The organism is Pseudomonas sp. JV414 (assembly GCF_032424305.1).
Classification (GTDB): Bacteria; Pseudomonadota; Gammaproteobacteria; order Pseudomonadales; family Pseudomonadaceae; genus Aquipseudomonas; species Aquipseudomonas lini.
In genome coordinates this window covers 163,600-181,390 of record NZ_VYKC01000016.1, presented here as the reverse complement: position 1 = coordinate 181,390, position 17,791 = coordinate 163,600, and the positions used below count along the sequence as shown (strand labels likewise).

Here is a 17,791-nt window from a genome sequence, read left to right as displayed (position 1 = left end):
GTCCTATCCATCGTCACAGCCCAAAGCGTCTCGCCATGTCCTTGCCTACGTTGTTGTCCCAGCACATTGTCCGTCGCCCGCAGCGCATCGCGTTGCTGCAACACATCGCCGAACAAGGCTCAATCACCCGCGCCGCGAAAAGCGCGGGCCTGAGTTACAAAGCAGCGTGGGATGCAATCGACGAATTGAACAACCTCGCGCAGAAACCGCTGGTGGAGCGTAGCGTCGGCGGCAAGGGCGGTGGCGGCGCCAAACTGTCCAGCGAAGGCGAACGCGTGTTGCGCCTGTATCAAAAGCTCCAAGCCTTGCAGACTCAGGTGCTGGAAGCCGCTGAGGAGGCCAGTGACTTGGACCTGCTCGGTCGCCTGATGCTCAGAACCAGCGCACGCAACCAACTACACGGCAAGGTCGTGGCGATCGATGCACAAGGGCGCAACGACCGCATCCGTCTTGAACTGGCCGAAGGCTTGCGTATCGATGCGCAGATCACTCACGACAGTACTCTGCGCCTGGAACTGCAAACCGGCACCGAGGTTGTCGCTCTGATCAAGGCCGGCTGGCTGGAGCTGCTTGGCGTCAATCAAACCGCGGCGCCCGGCAACAATTGTCTGAAGGGCACGGTTGAAGAAATCCTCGACGCCGAAGACGGTCCCAGCGAAGTGCGCATCGGCTTGCCCAATGGCCAGACACTTTGCGCCCTGGCCGAGCCGCTGCACCTGAAAACCCTCGAACTCACCGCTGGCAAACCCGTTCTTGTGCAATTCGCACCGTCCAACATCCTGCTGGGCACACCGCTCTAGATCAAACGACAAAAATCAATACATCGGCTGCAACAAAACCTTCATCGACCACCATTAAGGTGACTGCAAAAACCCGCAGGGAGCCTGATGTGAGCCTATTAGAAGACAACCAACCCACCGACCTCGAAAAGATGGTTGGCCTCAGCCGTCGAGGCTTCATCAGCGCTGGTGCCCTCTGCGGTGCAGCGATGTTTCTCGGTGGCAATTTGCTGAGTCGCAGTGTACTGGCCGCCAGCGTCAGCGCCGGCTCCAGCAAACTGTTGGGCTTCGACAGCATCGCCGCCGCCACGACCGACGCCATCACCCTGCCGCCGGGCTACAAATCTTCGGTACTGATCAGCTGGGGTCAACCACTGCAAAAAAATGGCCCGGCGTTCGACCCGAGCGGCAACGGCACGGCCGAGGCGCAGGAAGTCCAGTTCGGCGACAACAACGACGGCATGAGCCTGTTTGAGTTCCCCGATGACAAAGACCGGGCGCTGATGGCGATCAACAACGAATACACCAACTACCGCTACCTCTACCCTCACGCCGGCACACCGCAATCGGCGGAAGACGTGCGCAAGGCCCTGGCTTGCGAAGGCGTGTCGGTGATCGAAGTGCAGCGCAAGAACGGCCAGTGGCAGTTCGTCCAGGGCTCGCGCTACAACCGCCGTATTCACGGTAACGCGCCGATCAGTTTGAGCGGCCCGGCGGCCGGTCACGAGCTGATGAAAACCAGTGCAGACAAACACGGCAAGAAAGTCCTCGGCACCTTCCAGAACTGCGCCAACGGCAAGACGCCGTGGGGTACTTATCTGACCTGCGAAGAGAATTTCACCGACTGCTTCGGCAGCAGCAATGCCGAGCAGAAGTTCGACGCCGCGCAGAAACGCTACGGTGCGGTGGTGGCCAGTAAAGACATCAACTGGCATCAACACGATCCGCGCTTCGACCTGGCGAAAAATCCCAACGAACTCAATCGTCATGGCTGGGTGGTGGAAATCGACCCGTTCGATCCGCAGTCGACGCCGGTCAAACGCACCGCGCTGGGCCGTTTCAAACATGAAAACGCCGCACTGGCCGAAACCAATGACGGTCGCGCCGTGGTGTACATGGGCGACGACGAACGTGGCGAGTTCATCTATAAGTTCGTCAGCCGCGACAAGATCAACCACAAAAACCCTAAAGCCAACCGCGACCTGCTGGACCATGGCACCTTGTACGTGGCGCGTTTCGACGCGGGCGATGGCAACGCCGATCACCCGAAAGGCCAAGGCCAGTGGATCGAACTGACCCACGGCAAGAACGGCATCGATGCCAGCAGCGGTTTTGCCGATCAGGCCGAAGTGCTGATTCATGCACGCCTCGCAGCCAGCGTCGTGAGCGCCACGCGCATGGACCGTCCGGAATGGATCGTCGTCAGTCCCAAGGATGGCCAGGTTTATTGCACCCTGACCAACAACGCCAAACGCGGCGAAGAAGGCCAACCGGTGGGCGGCCCGAACCCGCGCGAGAAGAACGTCTACGGTCAGATCCTGCGCTGGCGCACCGACCGCGACGATCACGGCTCGAAAAGCTTTGCCTGGGACCTGTTTGTGGTTGCCGGCAACCCGGGCGTCCACGCCGGTACGCCGAAGGGCGGTTCGTCGAACATCACCCCGCAGAACATGTTCAACAGTCCGGACGGGCTGGGCTTCGACAAGGCCGGGCGTTTGTGGATCCTCACGGATGGTGATTCGAGCAACGCAGGCGACTTCGCAGGCATGGGCAATAACCAGATGCTCTGTGCCGACCCGGTGACGGGCGAGATCCGCCGCTTCATGGTCGGGCCGGTGGGTTGCGAGGTGACGGGGATCAGCTTCTCGCCGGATCAGAAAACCTTGTTTGTCGGGATTCAGCATCCGGGGGAAAACGGTGGGTCGACGTTCCCTGAGCACCTGCCCAACGGCAAGCCGCGGTCTTCGGTGATGGCGATTACCCGCGAGGATGGCGGGATCGTCGGCGCCTGACAGGGCCTCTTCGCGAGCAAGCCCGCTCCCACAGGTGATCTTCTTTGTGTCACAGATAGTGTGTACACCAACGATCCCCTGTGGGAGCGGGCTTGCTCGCGAAGGCGTCATCCCAAACAACACTCATCTCAACCCACCCCCTAAAGAAGCCCCGTCTGCGCTACCATGTTTGGCCCGACGCGGCAGCCTGCTGCGCGCAGGAGTCAGCATGGCCCACCCGTTTGCAACGCTCACCCCAGACCTCGTGCTCGATGCCGTCGAAAGCATCGGCTTTCTCAGCGACGCACGCATTCTGGCGCTCAACAGCTACGAGAACCGCGTCTATCAGGTCGGCATCGAAGACTCCGAGCCGCTGATCGCCAAGTTCTACCGTCCGCAGCGCTGGACCAACGAAGCGATTCTCGAAGAACACCAATTCACCTTCGAACTCGCCGAATGCGACGTACCGGTGGTCGCGCCGATGATTCACAACGGTGCCAGCTTGCACGAACACAACGGCTTCCGTTTCACCCTGTTCCCCCGCCGTGGCGGCCGTGCGCCGGAGCCGGGCAATCTCGATCAGCTGTATCGCCTGGGCCAACTGCTCGGTCGTCTTCATGCGGTCGGCACTACAAAACCGTTCGAACACCGTGAAGCGCTGGGGGTAAAGAACTTTGGTCAGGACTCGCTGACGACATTGCTCGAAGGCAATTTCGTACCCAAAAGTTTGCTGCCGGCCTACGAGTCCGTTGCCCGCGATTTGCTGAAGCGGGTGGAAGAGGTCTACAAGACTACGCCGCATCAGAACATCCGCATGCACGGCGATTGCCACCCCGGCAACATGATGTGCCGCGACGAGATGTTCCACATCGTCGACCTCGACGACTGCCGCATGGGCCCGGCGGTGCAGGATATCTGGATGATGTTGGCGGGTGATCGTCAGGAATGTCTGGGGCAGTTGTCGGAACTGATGGACGGCTACAACGAATTCCACGACTTCGACCCGCGGGAACTGGCGCTGATCGAACCGCTGCGCGCCTTGCGCCTGATGCACTACAGCGCCTGGCTCGCCCGTCGCTGGGACGACCCGGCCTTCCCTCGCAGCTTTCCGTGGTTCGGTACCGAGCGCTATTGGGGCGATCAGGTATTGGCGCTGCGTGAGCAACTCGCCGCTCTCAATGAAGAACCACTGAAGTTGTTCTGACGAACACAATCCAATGTGGGAGCGGGCTTGCTCGCGAATACGGTTTCACATTCAACAGAGATGCTGACTGAATGACCGCTTTCGCGAGCAAGCCCGCTCCCACAAGGTCCGCGACATATCCCGACAAATCTCCTTACAATCCCCTCTTTGTTAGCTGCCTAAGCAAGGATTCTCATGCAAGCCGCCAACCCGCGTCGCGGGTACATCCTGGGCCTGAGTGCCTACATCATCTGGGGCCTGTTCCCGCTCTACTTCAAAGCCATTGCCAACGTGCCCGCCGTGGAGATCATCATCCATCGAGTGCTGTGGTCCGCGCTGTTCGGCGCTTTGCTGCTGCTCGTCTGGAAGCATCCCGGCTGGTGGCGCGAGCTGCGTGAGAACCCGCGACGGCTGGCAATCCTGGCCCTGAGCGGCACGTTGATCGCCGCCAACTGGCTGACCTACGTCTGGTCGGTGAACAACGGACGCATGCTTGAAGCCAGCCTCGGTTACTACATCAACCCGCTGGTAAACGTGCTGTTGGGAATGCTGATCCTCGGCGAACGACTGCGACGCATGCAATGGCTGGCGGTTGGCTTGGCGGCGGTCGGTGTTGCGCAGCAAGTATGGCAAGTCGGCAGCCTGCCGTGGGTGTCGCTGGTACTGGCATTGACCTTCGGCTTCTACGGACTGATCCGCAAGCAGGCCCCGGTCAAGGCGCTGCCGGGGCTGGTGGTGGAAACCTGGATGCTGGTGCCGATTGCTGTCGCATGGCTGCTGTTCAATCCGACGGCGAGCAGTGCGCAAGCCGAATTCTGGACCACCTCTGAAGCCTGGTGGCTGGTGGCTGCCGGTCCGGTGACGCTGGTGCCGCTGGTGTGTTTCAACGCCGCCGCACGGCACTTGCCCTACACCACCCTCGGATTTCTCCAGTACCTGGCGCCGACGCTGGTGTTGTTGCAAGCCGTGCTGCTGTTTGGCGAGCACTTGTCGTCCAGCACGCTGGTAGCGTTCATCTTTATCTGGGCGGGTCTGGCGGTTTACAGCGTCGATGCGTGGATAAGTCTGCGTCGCCGCAGCTGATCAGAAAACGTACAAACCTCTACAGGCCACGTCTCCCGTGGCCTGCATCCATCCTTCCCAAGGTTATCCACAGTGTGATCCCCGGCGTTTGTGCGCAACTCACTGAAACTGCTGGTTTTTTGATCAGATCCTGAAGAGCACCGGCCGACGTGGCCTGACGCGGTGTCTCTACAGGTTATCCACAGGCAGGTGCACGTATAACTTGGATAACCTTTTCAAGGTTCGCTGCGCAGCACCAACTCAACCATCAGATCGTCCGCCAGGGTTTCCAGACGCGATTGCAGCACCTCCAGCGACAAGGTCAGCGGCACCGCAAGAATCGCCTCGGCATGAAACAGCGGCTCGCTGCTCATCGGTGCCGGTCGAACTTCGGTCACCAACTGCTCCAGGTTCACGCCCTGCTCACTCAGCAGACGCGTAATGTCTCGCACAATGCCCGGACGATCATTGCCCACCAGCTCCATGGCAATCGGCTTCCAGGTGCAGGATTGTTCGATGCCGCTTTCGGCAATCAGCACACGAATCCCCTGGGTCGACAATCCCTGTAGGGCGTCTACCAGTTCGTCGTAGGCCTCGGCCGGCACACCCACCCGAAGAATCCCCGCGAACTGTCCGGCCATGCGCGACATGCGGCTCTCCAGCCAGTTACCGCCGTGCTCGGCAATGCATTGAGCAATGCGCTCGACCTGCCCGGGCTTGTCTGGAGCAATTACAGTGAGTACGAGATGGTCCATGGCGCAGCCCTCTGGTCATGACTTTTGTTATAGAAAAACAAGTATAGGCAAGGGTTGATCTTGCGCTGAATCAGCTGATGTCTTCGCGGGCAAGCCTCGCTCCTACAGGGTCGGCGTGTGCAGCGTTGGCATAACGACGCGGACCTGTAGGAGCGAGGCTTGCCCGCGAATGGGGGCACCACCAACAATCCTGCCAAGCCATAAATCGTGTACAAGTTTTTATATTTAACTGGAACAATCCAATAGTTTTTTGAGAACATCCCGTTCCCCGACATGACCGCAATGCGTCATGGGGTCGCAGAACGACGTAATTAGTCTAATTTTCACAACCGCAATTCATCATGTAGTATGCCGCAGCGCGCACTACATAACGCTGGATCGATGTCTGCCGCAGGTGCCGTCACAACCCCTGAAAGCCCTGTCAGCAAGGCCGCAAAGCCGTTGATCGGATCGAACCCAGCCGCCAGCAATGGCATGTACTGGTAGATGGGTTTGTGGTTTAAATGGCCAGAGGCTTCATTGTTAAATTGAAGAGCTGAAAAGCGAAATAGCTGAGCAGAGTGAGGCAAGCAATGACTGAACACGTTCAAGTCGGTGGCCTGCAGGTCGCCAAAGTCCTGTTCGACTTCGTGAACAACGAAGCCATTCCCGGTACCGGCCTCACCGCCGACACGTTCTGGGCCGGTGCCGACAAGGTCATCCATGACCTGGCGCCGAAGAACAAAGCCCTACTCGCCAAACGCGATGATTTCCAGGCACGTATCGATGCCTGGCACCAGGCTCGTGCAGGTGTTGCGCACGATGCGGTGGCCTACAAAGCCTTCCTGCAAGACATCGGTTATCTGCTGCCAGAAGCGGCCGATTTCCAGGCAACGACACAAAACGTCGATGACGAAATCGCCCGCATGGCCGGTCCACAGCTGGTGGTGCCGGTGATGAACGCGCGCTTTGCGCTCAATGCCTCGAATGCCCGCTGGGGTTCGCTGTATGACGCGCTCTACGGCACCGACGCCATCAGCGAGGCGGATGGCGCGGAAAAAGGCAAAGGCTACAACAAGGTTCGCGGCGACAAGGTCATCGCCTTCGCCCGCGCCTTCCTCGACGAAGCCGCTCCACTGGCTGCTGGCACCCACGTCGACTCCACAGGCTACAAGATCGCTGACGGCAAACTGGTCGTCGCCCTCAAAGGCGGCAGCAACACCGGCCTGCGCGACGATGCCCAACTGATCGGCTTCCACGGCGATGCAGCCGCACCGACCGCGATCCTGCTGAAGAACAACGGCCTGCACTTCGAAATCCAGGTCGACGCCAGCACCCCGGTCGGCCAGACCGACGCTGCCGGTGTCAAAGACATCCTGATGGAAGCTGCGCTGACCACCATCATGGACTGCGAAGATTCGGTCGCCGCCGTCGATGCCGATGACAAAGTGGTGATCTACCGCAATTGGCTCGGCCTGATGAAAGGCGATCTGTCGGAAGAAGTCTCCAAGGGCGGTCAGACCTTTACCCGCACCATGAACGCCGATCGCACCTATACCGCCCTCGATGGCAGCGAATTGAGCCTGCACGGTCGCTCCCTGCTGTTCGTGCGCAACGTCGGTCACCTGATGACCATCGACGCGATCCTCGATAAAGACGGCAACGAAGTACCGGAAGGTATTCTCGATGGCCTGGTGACTTGCCTCGCGGCGATCCACAGCCTCAACGGCAACAGCTCGCGCAAGAACAGCCGCACCGGCTCGGTGTATATCGTGAAGCCGAAGATGCACGGCCCGGAAGAAGCTGCGTTCACCAACGAGCTGTTCGGTCGCATCGAAGACGTCCTCGACTTGCCTCGCAACACCCTCAAAGTCGGGATCATGGACGAGGAGCGCCGTACCACGGTCAACCTCAAGGCCTGCATCAAGGCTGCCGCCGAGCGCGTGGTGTTCATCAACACTGGCTTCCTCGACCGCACGGGCGATGAGATCCACACATCCATGGAAGCCGGCCCGATGGTGCGCAAGGCCGACATGAAGGCTGAGAAGTGGATTGGCGCTTACGAAAACTGGAATGTCGATATTGGCCTGAGCACCGGCCTGCAAGGTCGCGCCCAGATCGGTAAAGGCATGTGGGCCATGCCGGACCTGATGGCAGCGATGCTCGAACAGAAAATCGCTCACCCGATGGCCGGTGCCAACACCGCCTGGGTTCCATCGCCGACCGCCGCCGCGTTGCACGCGCTGCATTATCACAAGGTCGATGTGTTCGCCCGTCAGGCCGAACTGGCCAAACGTGCTCGCGCTTCGGTGGACGACATCCTGACCATCCCGTTGGCCGTCAATCCAGACTGGACCACGGAGCAGATCAAGAACGAACTGGACAACAACGCCCAAGGTATTCTCGGTTACGTGGTGCGCTGGATCGACCAGGGCGTGGGCTGCTCGAAAGTGCCAGACATCAATGACGTCGGCCTGATGGAAGACCGTGCGACGCTGCGTATTTCCAGTCAGCACATCGCCAACTGGCTGCGCCACGGCATCGTCACTGAAGATCAGGTGATGGAAAGCCTCAAGCGCATGGCGCCGGTGGTTGACCGTCAGAACGCCAACGATCCGCTGTATCGTCCGCTGGCACCGAACTTCGACAGCAACATCGCCTTCCAGGCGGCGGTCGAACTGGTGGTAGAAGGCACCAAACAGCCGAACGGCTACACCGAGCCGGTTCTGCACCGTCGTCGTCGCGAGTTCAAGGCTGCCAATGGCCTTTGAGTAAACGCTGACGCCGGACATGAAAAAGCCCTGATCGAAAGATCGGGGCTTTTTTGCTTCAGATTGATCGTTCCCACGCGGAGCATGGGAACGATCACGGCAAAGACTCCATCCCCAGCTCATGCTTGACCAATTCAAGCAGTTTGCCGCTATCGATGGGCTTGAGTAGAAAGTCCACCACGTGCAGGTGCATCGCTTCGATCGCATCCTTCACATCAGCGTCACCGGAGACGATGATGATCGGCAACGCCGCACGCGCCGATTCCCGCACCTGACGGATCAGTTCCAGGCCATCGACATGCCCCATCCGCAGGTCGGTAATCACCAGCCCGATTGATGACTTCGTCTCCAGCAATTTGAGCGCCGCTTCGCCGCTGGCCGCCGTCATGCAGTGAATGCCGTCCAGTCCCAGAATTTCCGACAGCAATTCCCTGGAGTCCTTATCGTCATCGACGATCAGCACCCGCTGCGGCGGCAAGTCTGGTTCCAACATGACGGCACTGAGCGCTTCGCGCTCGGCATCACTCAAAATATCGTGGTCGGACATGGCTTTCTCAACGTTTTCGATTCGATCCCTGACACAGTGGTCAGACATCGCTCAGCAAAGCTTCAATGTGCACTTCGTCGGAAAGTATTCCAATAGACACTGTAGGAGGTTTTTCCCGCAATTGTGTCAGACATTTCCCATATTCCGGCGGCGGCACTGCCTACCTAGACTTACGTCCAATGGGCACCCTGCCCGCAGGGGCCGACCATGCCTGTAACGATCTGACACAACGATCCGACACAACAATCAGAAAAAGACTGCGGTAATGGTTATGAGTAAAGCGGACGCCTTCACCCAGGCAGGGAAAACCGCGGTGTTGCAGAACATCCAGGGCACTTTGCAATTCCTCCAGCGCTTCCCGCCGTTCAATCAGATGGAAAACGCCCACCTGGCCTATCTGGTCGAGCAATGTCAGCTGCGTTTTTATGCCCCCGGCGAGAGCATCATCAAACCTGCCGATGGCCCGGTTGAGCATTTCTACATCGTCAAACAGGGCCGGGTCGTGGGTGAACGTCCGCACACGGCCAAGGGCGGGACCGAAACCACCTTCGAAATCACCACCGGCGAGTGTTTCCCCCTCGCCGCGCTACTGGGGGAACGGGCGACCCGCACCGAACATCTGGCGGCCGAAGATACCTTTTGCCTACAGCTGAATAAGCTGGCGTTCATCAAACTGTTCGCACTTTCCAGCCCGTTTCGCGACTTTGCCCTACGCGGCGTCAGCAGTTTGCTGGATCAGGTCAATCAACAAGTCCAGCAAAAAGCCGTGGAAACCCTCGGCACCCAGTACTCGCTCAATACCCGGTTGGGCGAACTGGCCATGCGTCACCCAGTGACCTGCAGCCCGATCACCCCGCTGCGTGAAGCCGTAACGCTGATGCACGATCAGCAAGTCGGCAGCATTGTGGTGGTCGATGAGCAAAAGGCACCGCTGGGCATTTTCACCCTGCGCGACTTGCGGCATGTGGTGGCCAACGGCACCAGCGATTTCAATGAAGCCATCGAAGGGCACATGACCCGGGCGCCGTTTTATCTGACACCGGACCACAGCGCCTTCGACGCCGCGATCGCCATGACCGAGCGCCACATCGCCCACGTCTGCCTGGTCAAGGATCATCGTCTGTGCGGCGTGGTCTCGGAACGTGACCTGTTTTCCCTGCAACGGGTCGATCTGGTGCATCTGGCGCGGACCATTCGCAGTGCCCAGAAGCTGGAAAACCTGGTGGCGATGCGCGGCGAGATCGGCCAATTGGTGGAGCGGATGCTGGCGCACGGCGCATCCTCGACCCAGATCACCCACATCATCACCCTGCTCAACGACCACACCGTGTGCCGGGTGATCGAACTGGTGCTCGCCGAGAAAGGTGACCCTGGCGTGCCGTTCAGTTGGTTGTGTTTCGGCAGCGAAGGTCGCCGCGAGCAGACGCTGCATACCGATCAGGACAACGGCATTCTGTTCGAAGCCCGCGACGCGGCTCACGCCGCCGAGATTCGCGGCAAGTTGCTGCCCATCGCCCAGCAGATCAATCAAAACCTGGCGCTGTGCGGCTTCACCCTGTGCAAGGGCAACATCATGGCCGGCAATCCCGAGCTGTGTTTGTCCCGGGCCGAATGGGCGCGACGTTTTGCGGCGTTTATCCGCGAGGCGACACCGGAAAACCTGCTGGGGTCGAGCATCTATTTCGACCTGCGTGTGGTCTGGGGCGACGAGCGTGGCTGCGAGCAACTGCGCCAAGGCATTCTCGATCAGGTCGGCGACAACCGCTTGTTCCAGCGGATGATGGCCGAAAACGCCCTGCGCAACCGCCCGCCCGTAGGGCGTTTTCGCGAATTCGTGCTGGCTCGCAAGAATGGCGAGAAGGCCACGCTCGACCTGAAACTCCAGGGCTTGACCCCTTTTGTCGATGGCGCACGAGTGCTGGCCCTGGCCCACGGCATCGACACCAACAATACCTTGGAGCGCTTTCGCCAATTGGTGGACAAAGAGGTTATTGAACGGCTGGACGGCGCGGCGTACGAAGAGGCGTATCACTTCATCCAGCAAACCCGCATGCAGCAACATCAGCTACAGACCCGGGAGAATTTGCCCTACTCCAACCGTGTCGATCCTGACAGCCTCAATCATCTGGACCGACGCATCCTGCGTGAATCCCTGCGCCAGGCCCAACGCCTGCAAAGCAGCCTGACCCTGCGGTATCAGTTATGAGCCTGTTTTCATGGCTGCGGCCGGTCAGCCCCATTTTGCCCGGCGAACTGCAACAACGTCTGGAACGCTTGCCGGCCATGGCCGAGCTGGGCGATTGCAGCCTGCGCGAGCAACGCTGGGTGGTACTCGACCTGGAAACTACCGGGCTGAACCTGAACAAGGATCGGCTGCTATCCATCGGCGCGGTGGTGATCGAGGATGGGGCGATCGATTTCAGCCAGCAATTCGAACGCACGTTGCAATGCAGCGAACTCAAACTCGGCCCCAGCGTGTTGATTCACGGCCTGAGCCCGAGCACCATTGCCGCCGGCAGCGACCCAGCACAGGCCCTGGTCGAATTCATGGAGTTCGTCGGCGACAGTCCGGTGTTGGCGTTTCATGCGCCGTTCGACCAGCACATGCTGGGGCGCGCGCTGAAAGAACATCTGGGTTACAAGTTGCAGCATCCGTTTCTGGACGTCGCAGACATCGCCCCGCTGCTGTGCCCACAGGCGCATTTTCGCGAGGCCGGGCTGGACGAGTGGATCGACTGGTTCAAGCTGGAGGTCTTCGAGCGTCATAACGCCAGTGCCGATGCCTTGGCGACGGCGGAGCTGATGCTGATTTTGATCAGCCGGGCGCGGCAGCAGCAGATTCATAGCCCGTTGAATTTGCAGCAGCGGCTGAGTCAGTGGAAGCGGCGGCGGCAAGCGCCTTCGTTCTAGATCTTCGGTGACTGTTCGGGCTCCATCGCGGGCAAGCCACGCTCCCACAGGTTTTTCGTCGTCCGCCGATTTCGCAAACGGCACAAAACCTGTGGGAGCGTGGCTTGCCCGCGATGAACGATAACTCGGTCTGACTGGATATTCCCCCCGTAAAAAACCACTCGACCAGCGCTAATTGCTTACCTCCCCTGCCTCTGCCACAATCGCGAACAATTCTCGTTACTTAACACTTCCCATTCGGTGATGTTGCGTGTCGTCAGTCCAAAGCCCCCAGAGTGAGCTCGTTGGTGCGTTGTATCGCGACCATCGCGGTTGGTTATTGGCTTGGCTGCGGCGTAACGTGGCCTGCCCGCAACGGGCCGAAGACCTGAGCCAGGACACCTTCGTGCGCTTGCTGGGCCGCGATGAATTCAAGGAACCTCGCGAACCCCGGGCGTTTCTGGTGGCGATCGCCAAGGGCCTGCTGTTCGACTATTTCCGCCGTGCAGCACTGGAACAGGCCTACCTCACCGAGTTGATGCTGATCCCCGAAGGCGAACAACCATCGGTGGAAGAACAGCAACTGATCCTTGAAGACCTCAAAGCCATCGACCGCCTGCTGGGCAAGCTCTCGAGCAAGGCCCGGGCGGCGTTTCTCTATAACCGTCTTGATGGCCTCGGCCACGCCGAAATCGCTCAGCGTCTGGGCGTGTCAGTGCCGCGGGTTCGTCAGTACCTGGCCCAAGGCATTCGTCAGTGCTACATCGCCTTGTACGGTGAGCCGGTATGAGCCCGGTCAGTTCCAAACCCGTGTCGGCGCAGGTGCTGGATGCCGCGATTGCCTGGCAACTGTCGCTGGATTCCGGCAACGCGGTGGAGCGCGAAGAGTTCGCCAAATGGCACGCTGCCCACGAAGAACACGCCCGCGCCTGGCGTCAGTTGGGCATGCTCGACCAGCGTTTCAGCGTCGCCAACGGCCCGGCCCGCACAGCCTTGCTGCAATCGCGTGAAAGCATCCGGCGCCGGGTGCGCAAGCTTGGCAGCGGCCTGGCCAGCGTCGTGGCGGTGATCGGCTTGGCGCTGTTCGCCGGTGATCGTTATCTGCCCATCGACTATTGGCTGGCCGACCAGCGCACCGCTACCGGCGAGCAACGCACCCTGCGCCTGACCGACGGCACACTGATCAACCTCAACACCCACAGCGCAGTGGATGTGCGCTTCGACGAGAAGCAGCGTCTGATCGTCCTTCAGGAAGGGGAAATCCTCGTCGAAACCGGCCATGGCGATGCCCGGCCGTTTATTGTCGAGACCCGCGAAGGCAGCATGCGCGCACTCGGGACGCGATTCCTGGTCAAGCGTGAAGAAGAAGGCACGCGCCTGAGCGTATTGAAATCCGCGGTCGCCGCCCATCCCGAATCGAGCCCCGAGGAACAGATCCTGCGCGAAGGCCAGCAAGTGCTGATGCGCAGCAATGGCCTGGGCCCGATCATCGCCCTCAATCTCGGAGCCGATGCCTGGACTCGCGGCATGCTAGTGGTGGACAACGCGCGGCTGGAGGATCTGGTCCAGGAGCTCGGCCGCTATTGTCGTGGGCATCTTGGCGTCACACCGGCAGTCGCCGATCTGCGCATCACCGGCAGCTTCCCCCTGAACGATACCGACAAGGCGCTGAGCGCACTTTTACCGACCCTGCCGGTGCAGATTGAGCAGCACACGCCATGGTGGATAACGGTCGCGGCGAAGTCTGAGACCAAGCCCTAAAAGGTGCTGCGCCTGATCCGCCGCCTTCGCGGGCAAGCCCGCTCCCACAGGTTTTGTGTCGTTCAAAGAACTCCCGCTCGACCCAAAACCTGTGGGAGCGTGGCTTGCCCGCGCCTCACCGCAATTGATAAATCGAAATTATTTTCATCTAGCCCTATCACTTTTTGATTCTCGTCCGGCACCTAGGCAATTGAGAAATATTTCCATTCAGGAGCCGCTGTATGTCCCGTTCGCTAGACACCGTGTTGCGCCCCCGTTTGCTGGCGGTCGCCATTGCCCTTTGCGCCCCTTTGGCCAGCGGTCCACTGATGGCCGCCGAACAGGCGTCCAGCGTTCGCGCCTACGACCTGCCGGCTGCGCCATTGGCCAGCACCCTGAACCAGATCGCCAGCCAGGCCGGCCTGGCGCTGTCGTTGAATCCGTCGCTGGCAGCGGGCAAGACCTCGGCCCCGGTGAAGGGCCAGTTCGACGCCGCCGGCGCCCTGCGTGAAGCCTTGCGCGGCACCGGTCTGCAACTGGAACAGAGCAGCGCCGGCACTTACAGCCTGGTGGCAGTGCCCGAGGGCGTAATGGCCTTGCCGGAAACTGCAATCATCGGCGCGGGAAATATTGAAAGCGCCTGGGGCCCGGTAGAAGGTTACGTTGCCACGCGCACCGCCGCTGGCACCAAGACCGACACCGCGCTGGTCGAAGCGCCGCGTTCGATTTCCGTCGCCACCCGCCAGCAAATGGAAGATCGCGGTGTGCAAAACCTCGATGACGCCGTGCGCTATATGCCTGGCATCGTCGCCAGCAGCTACGGCAGTGATACTCGAGACGACTGGCTGCGGGTACGCGGTTTCGAGCCGACCCAGTTTCTGGATGGTCTGCCCCTGCCGAGAGGCGTTTACGCCAACCCGAAACAGGAAACCTGGAACCTCGATCGCCTCGCCCTGCTGCGCGGCCCGGCCTCATCGGTTTACGGCCAGACCCCGCCAGGCGGCTTGCTGGACATGGTCAGCCGTCGCCCCAGCGCCGAATCGAGCAACGAAATCCAGGTGCAATATGGCAGCGACAATCATCGCCAGATCAACTTCGCCAGCACCGGCAAGATCGACGACGAAGGCCAGTTCCTCTACGGTTTGAGCGGTGTGGTACGCGACAGCGGCACGCAAATCGACCACGTCGACAACAAGCGCTACAACATCGCGCCGAGCCTGACCTGGAACATCGACGAAGACACCAAATTCACCCTGCTGACGCAATTCACCCGCGACGATACCGGCATCACCAGCCAGTTCCTGCCTGTGCAAGGCACCAGGATCCATTCGCCACTCGGCAAGATTTCCCATCACAAGAACCTCGGCGACCCGGACTGGGAATTCTACGACCGTACCTACTACGCACTGGGTTACGCCTTTGAACATCGTTTGAATGATGTCTGGCAGTTCAAGCAGAACCTGCGGTACACCAAAACGGACCTGTCCTTCCAGGCTCTTACCCCCGGCGCCTACCCGTTCACCCAGGTCGATGCCGAGGGCAACGTTGGCCGCTCGAGCACCAGTGTCGACGAGGACATCAGCCAGTTTGCCGTGGACAACAACTTCCAGGGCGACTTCGCGACCGGCGACATCCGTCACACCCTGTTGATCGGCCTCGATCACCAGCGCACCAACACCAACTACACCTCGATCTTCGGGGACGGCCTGACCACCAACGTCAACAACCCGATCTATGGCCAGCCAATCGTTCGCCCGTCACGCTCGACGGCGTTCTATGACTATGACCAGAAGACCTACCAGACCGGCTTGTACGTCCAGGACCAAATGGCCCTCGACCAATGGCGTCTGACCCTCGGTGGTCGTGAGGACTGGATCCACACGGGCACCCAATTCTTCAACAAGGGTGATGCCACCAACACCGAACGGGACAAGAAATTCAGCGGCAACGCAGCGATCAGCTATGTGTTCGACTCGGGCTTCGTGCCCTACCTGTCCTACGCCGAGTCGTTCCAGCCGACCAGCAAAGCCACGGCATCGCCGACCGAGTCGTTCAAGCCGACTGAAGGCAAGCAGTGGGAACTGGGTATCAAGTACCAACCGCCGGGCAGCAACACCCTGCTGACGGCTGCGGTCTATGACCTGACTCAGAAAAACGTCTCCGTCACCACGACCAACTCGGACAACGTCTCGATTACCAGCCAGACCGGCGAAGTGAAGGTCAAAGGCCTGGAGTTGGAAGCCGTTTCCGACGTCACCGACAACCTGAAAGTCATCGCCGCCTACACCCTGGCCAAGTCCGAAGTGCAAAAGGGTGACTTCAAGGGCAATCGCCTGCAACTGATGCCTAACCAGCAAGCGTCGCTGTGGGCCGATTACACCTGGCACAACGGTGTGCTGGATGGTTTCGGCATCGGTGCCGGCGCACGCTACACCGGCAATACTTATGGCGACCAGGGCAACACCTGGCTGGGCAAGGCTGATGCCTACACGGTGTTCGACGCGGCGGTCCATTACGACTTGGGGCGTCTGGATAACAGTCTGAAAGGTGCATCACTGGCACTGAATGCCACCAACCTGTTCGACAAGGACTACATCTCCACTTGCGACGGCTTCTACTGCTACTACGGCGACCAACGCAGCGTCGTCGCCAGCGCTACGTACAAGTGGTAATCGCCTGAACTGACACGCGCCACGACCAGGCCGTCCTTCGAGGACGGCTTTGGTCTTTCTGAAGGCCATGAAATGAAAAGCAAAACCATCCGCCGCTGGTCCTGCATCCATACCTGGACCAGCCTGATCTGCACGGCATTCCTGCTGATGCTGGCGCTGACCGGCCTGCCGTTGATCTTCCACCACGAGATCGACCATCTGCTGGGCGATGCCGCCGAGTTGAAATCGATGCCGGCCGATACCCCGCAGCTGAATTTGCAGCAGTTGGTGCAAGCGGCTGAAAAGCATCGTCCTGGCGAGGTCATGCAGTATTTCGGCTACGACGAAGAAGACCCCAACGGCGTGATCACAATCATGGCGCCCACCGCCGGCACCGAGCCGAACTCGTCCCACACTTTCATGCTCGACGCCCGCACCGGCGAAGCATTGGAGATGCCATCGGCCAATGGCGGGCTGATGATGGTCATGTTGCGTTTGCACGTGGACATGTTCGCCGGCCTGCCGGGCAAGTTGTTGCTGGCGTTCATGGGGATTCTGTTTGTGCTGGCGATTGTTTCCGGAACGGTGCTGTACCTGCCGTTCATGCGGCGTTTGAAGTTCGCCACCGTGCGCCACGACAAATCCACCCGCCTGCGCTGGCTTGACCTGCATAACCTGATCGGCGTGGTGACGCTGACCTGGGCGCTGGTGGTCGGCGTCACAGGTGTGATCAGCGCCTGCGCCGACTTGCTGATCGCCGCGTGGCGCAACGACAGCCTGAGCGCGATGATCGCGCCTTACCGCGATGCGCCACCGCTGAGTCAATTGGCGCCTGCGACCCGCTTACTCGACATCGCCAAAGAAGTCGCGCCGGGCATGCAGCCCGATTTCATCGCCTTCCCCGGCACGCGGTTTTCCAGCGAACACCATTACGCAGTGTTCATGAAAGGCAGCACCCACCTGACCTCGCACCTGCTGACGCCGGTGCTGATCGACGCGAGCACTCTGCAAGTCACGGCGATGGCCGAACGGCCGTGGTACATGGACGCCATGGGCATGTCGCAGCCGCTGCACTTCGGTGATTACGGCGGCATGCCGATGAAAATCCTCTGGGCGACCCTCGATGTGCTGACCATCATCGTGCTCGGCAGTGGGGTTTATTTGTGGGTAGTGCGGCGCAAGGTCGCGAAACCTATACTCGAAAACGCGGAGAGTCCGGCATGAGACCGAGACAGTCGAGTTTCTGGAAGGTCTTCGCCACGCCCACCGTCATCGCCCTGCTCAGCGCCGCGGGGCTGTTTGCCGCGTTGCTGGGCGATGGCGTTTGGGACGCATTGAGCTGGCTTGGCTTGGGGATCCCCGCGGTCCTCGCCTTGCGCGGATTTCTGCAACGCCACTAAAAACCTACAAGGGTTAAAGCCATCTTGAGCTATCGGGTCAACGC

At 60.1% G+C, this 17,791-nt stretch carries 15 protein-coding genes; 12 read left to right on the top strand and 3 right to left on the bottom strand.

Annotated features, from left to right (window positions below):
- Window positions 1-35 precede the first annotated feature (35 nt).
- The 4 genes from F6R97_RS17280 (at window position 36) to rarD (ending at window position 5,036) form a co-directional block, all read left to right on the top strand.
- Complete coding sequence (locus F6R97_RS17280) at window positions 36-800, top strand: TOBE domain-containing protein (RefSeq protein WP_038981180.1); 765 nt, start codon at window positions 36-38, stop codon at window positions 798-800.
- A gap of 89 nt (window positions 801-889) precedes the next feature.
- On the top strand, window positions 890-2,791 hold the full coding sequence (locus tag F6R97_RS17275; protein ID WP_315866865.1) for a PhoX family phosphatase: 1,902 nt from the start codon (window positions 890-892) through the stop codon (window positions 2,789-2,791).
- 208 nt (window positions 2,792-2,999) lie between these two features.
- Window positions 3,000-3,974, top strand: a complete 975-nt coding sequence (locus F6R97_RS17270) for a serine/threonine protein kinase (RefSeq protein ID WP_038981177.1) — start codon at window positions 3,000-3,002, stop codon at window positions 3,972-3,974.
- Between the two features lie 174 nt (window positions 3,975-4,148).
- Window positions 4,149-5,036 (top strand): EamA family transporter RarD, encoded by an 888-nt coding sequence (gene rarD / locus F6R97_RS17265; protein ID WP_030129965.1) that lies wholly within the window; start codon window positions 4,149-4,151, stop codon window positions 5,034-5,036.
- Window positions 5,037-5,251: 215 nt separating this feature from the next.
- Here the strand turns inward: rarD and F6R97_RS17260 are convergent, their stop codons facing one another.
- Together F6R97_RS17260 and F6R97_RS17255 are read right to left on the bottom strand one after the other, a co-directional pair.
- Window positions 5,252-5,770: a glycine cleavage system protein R gene (locus F6R97_RS17260; protein ID WP_038981174.1), complete on the bottom strand. Its 519-nt coding sequence runs from the start codon at window positions 5,768-5,770 to the stop codon at window positions 5,252-5,254.
- Window positions 5,771-6,093: 323 nt separating this feature from the next.
- The gene (locus tag F6R97_RS17255) at window positions 6,094-6,360 is read right to left on the bottom strand and encodes a hypothetical protein (RefSeq protein ID WP_151152220.1); all 267 of its coding nucleotides are present in this window, start codon (window positions 6,358-6,360) and stop codon (window positions 6,094-6,096) included.
- Between F6R97_RS17255 and F6R97_RS17250 the strand changes: the two genes are divergently transcribed.
- Window positions 6,343-8,520, top strand: a complete 2,178-nt coding sequence (locus F6R97_RS17250; protein WP_315866864.1) for a malate synthase G — start codon at window positions 6,343-6,345, stop codon at window positions 8,518-8,520. The two genes, F6R97_RS17255 and F6R97_RS17250, sit on opposite strands and share 18 nt — an antisense overlap.
- Before the next feature lie 94 nt (window positions 8,521-8,614).
- On the opposite strand, the gene F6R97_RS17245 is transcribed toward F6R97_RS17250, so the two are convergent.
- The gene (locus tag F6R97_RS17245) at window positions 8,615-9,067 is read right to left on the bottom strand and encodes a response regulator (RefSeq protein WP_038981170.1); all 453 of its coding nucleotides are present in this window, start codon (window positions 9,065-9,067) and stop codon (window positions 8,615-8,617) included.
- Window positions 9,068-9,332: 265 nt separating this feature from the next.
- On the opposite strand from F6R97_RS17245, the gene F6R97_RS17240 reads away from it, so the two are divergent.
- The 7 genes from F6R97_RS17240 to F6R97_RS17210 all read left to right on the top strand — a co-directional run bounded on the left by F6R97_RS17240 (window position 9,333) and on the right by F6R97_RS17210 (window position 17,747).
- Window positions 9,333-11,273, top strand: coding sequence for a putative nucleotidyltransferase substrate binding domain-containing protein (locus tag F6R97_RS17240; RefSeq protein ID WP_048396392.1), 1,941 nt, complete (start codon window positions 9,333-9,335; stop codon window positions 11,271-11,273).
- A complete protein-coding gene (locus F6R97_RS17235) occupies window positions 11,270-11,977 on the top strand; it encodes a PolC-type DNA polymerase III (protein WP_048396391.1) in 708 nt (235 codons plus the stop codon). The genes F6R97_RS17240 and F6R97_RS17235 overlap by 4 nt, the downstream gene beginning before the upstream one ends.
- A 250-nt stretch (window positions 11,978-12,227) precedes the next feature.
- Window positions 12,228-12,746: an RNA polymerase sigma factor gene (locus tag F6R97_RS17230; RefSeq protein ID WP_038981164.1), complete on the top strand. Its 519-nt coding sequence runs from the start codon at window positions 12,228-12,230 to the stop codon at window positions 12,744-12,746.
- Entirely contained in the window at window positions 12,743-13,717 is a 975-nt protein-coding gene (locus tag F6R97_RS17225) for a FecR family protein (RefSeq protein ID WP_315866863.1), read from the top strand. Before F6R97_RS17230 ends, F6R97_RS17225 begins: the two co-directional genes overlap by 4 nt.
- A 221-nt stretch (window positions 13,718-13,938) precedes the next feature.
- Window positions 13,939-16,368 carry a TonB-dependent siderophore receptor gene (locus F6R97_RS17220; protein ID WP_315866862.1) on the top strand — a complete coding sequence of 810 codons (2,430 nt, stop codon included), beginning with the start codon at window positions 13,939-13,941 and terminating at the stop codon, window positions 16,366-16,368.
- A gap of 72 nt (window positions 16,369-16,440) precedes the next feature.
- Window positions 16,441-17,571 (top strand): PepSY-associated TM helix domain-containing protein, encoded by a 1,131-nt coding sequence (locus F6R97_RS17215; RefSeq protein WP_315866861.1) that lies wholly within the window; start codon window positions 16,441-16,443, stop codon window positions 17,569-17,571.
- A complete protein-coding gene (locus F6R97_RS17210; RefSeq protein ID WP_048396388.1) occupies window positions 17,568-17,747 on the top strand; it encodes a hypothetical protein in 180 nt (59 codons plus the stop codon). The genes F6R97_RS17215 and F6R97_RS17210 overlap by 4 nt, the downstream gene beginning before the upstream one ends.
- The last annotated feature ends 44 nt before the right edge of the window (window positions 17,748-17,791 follow it).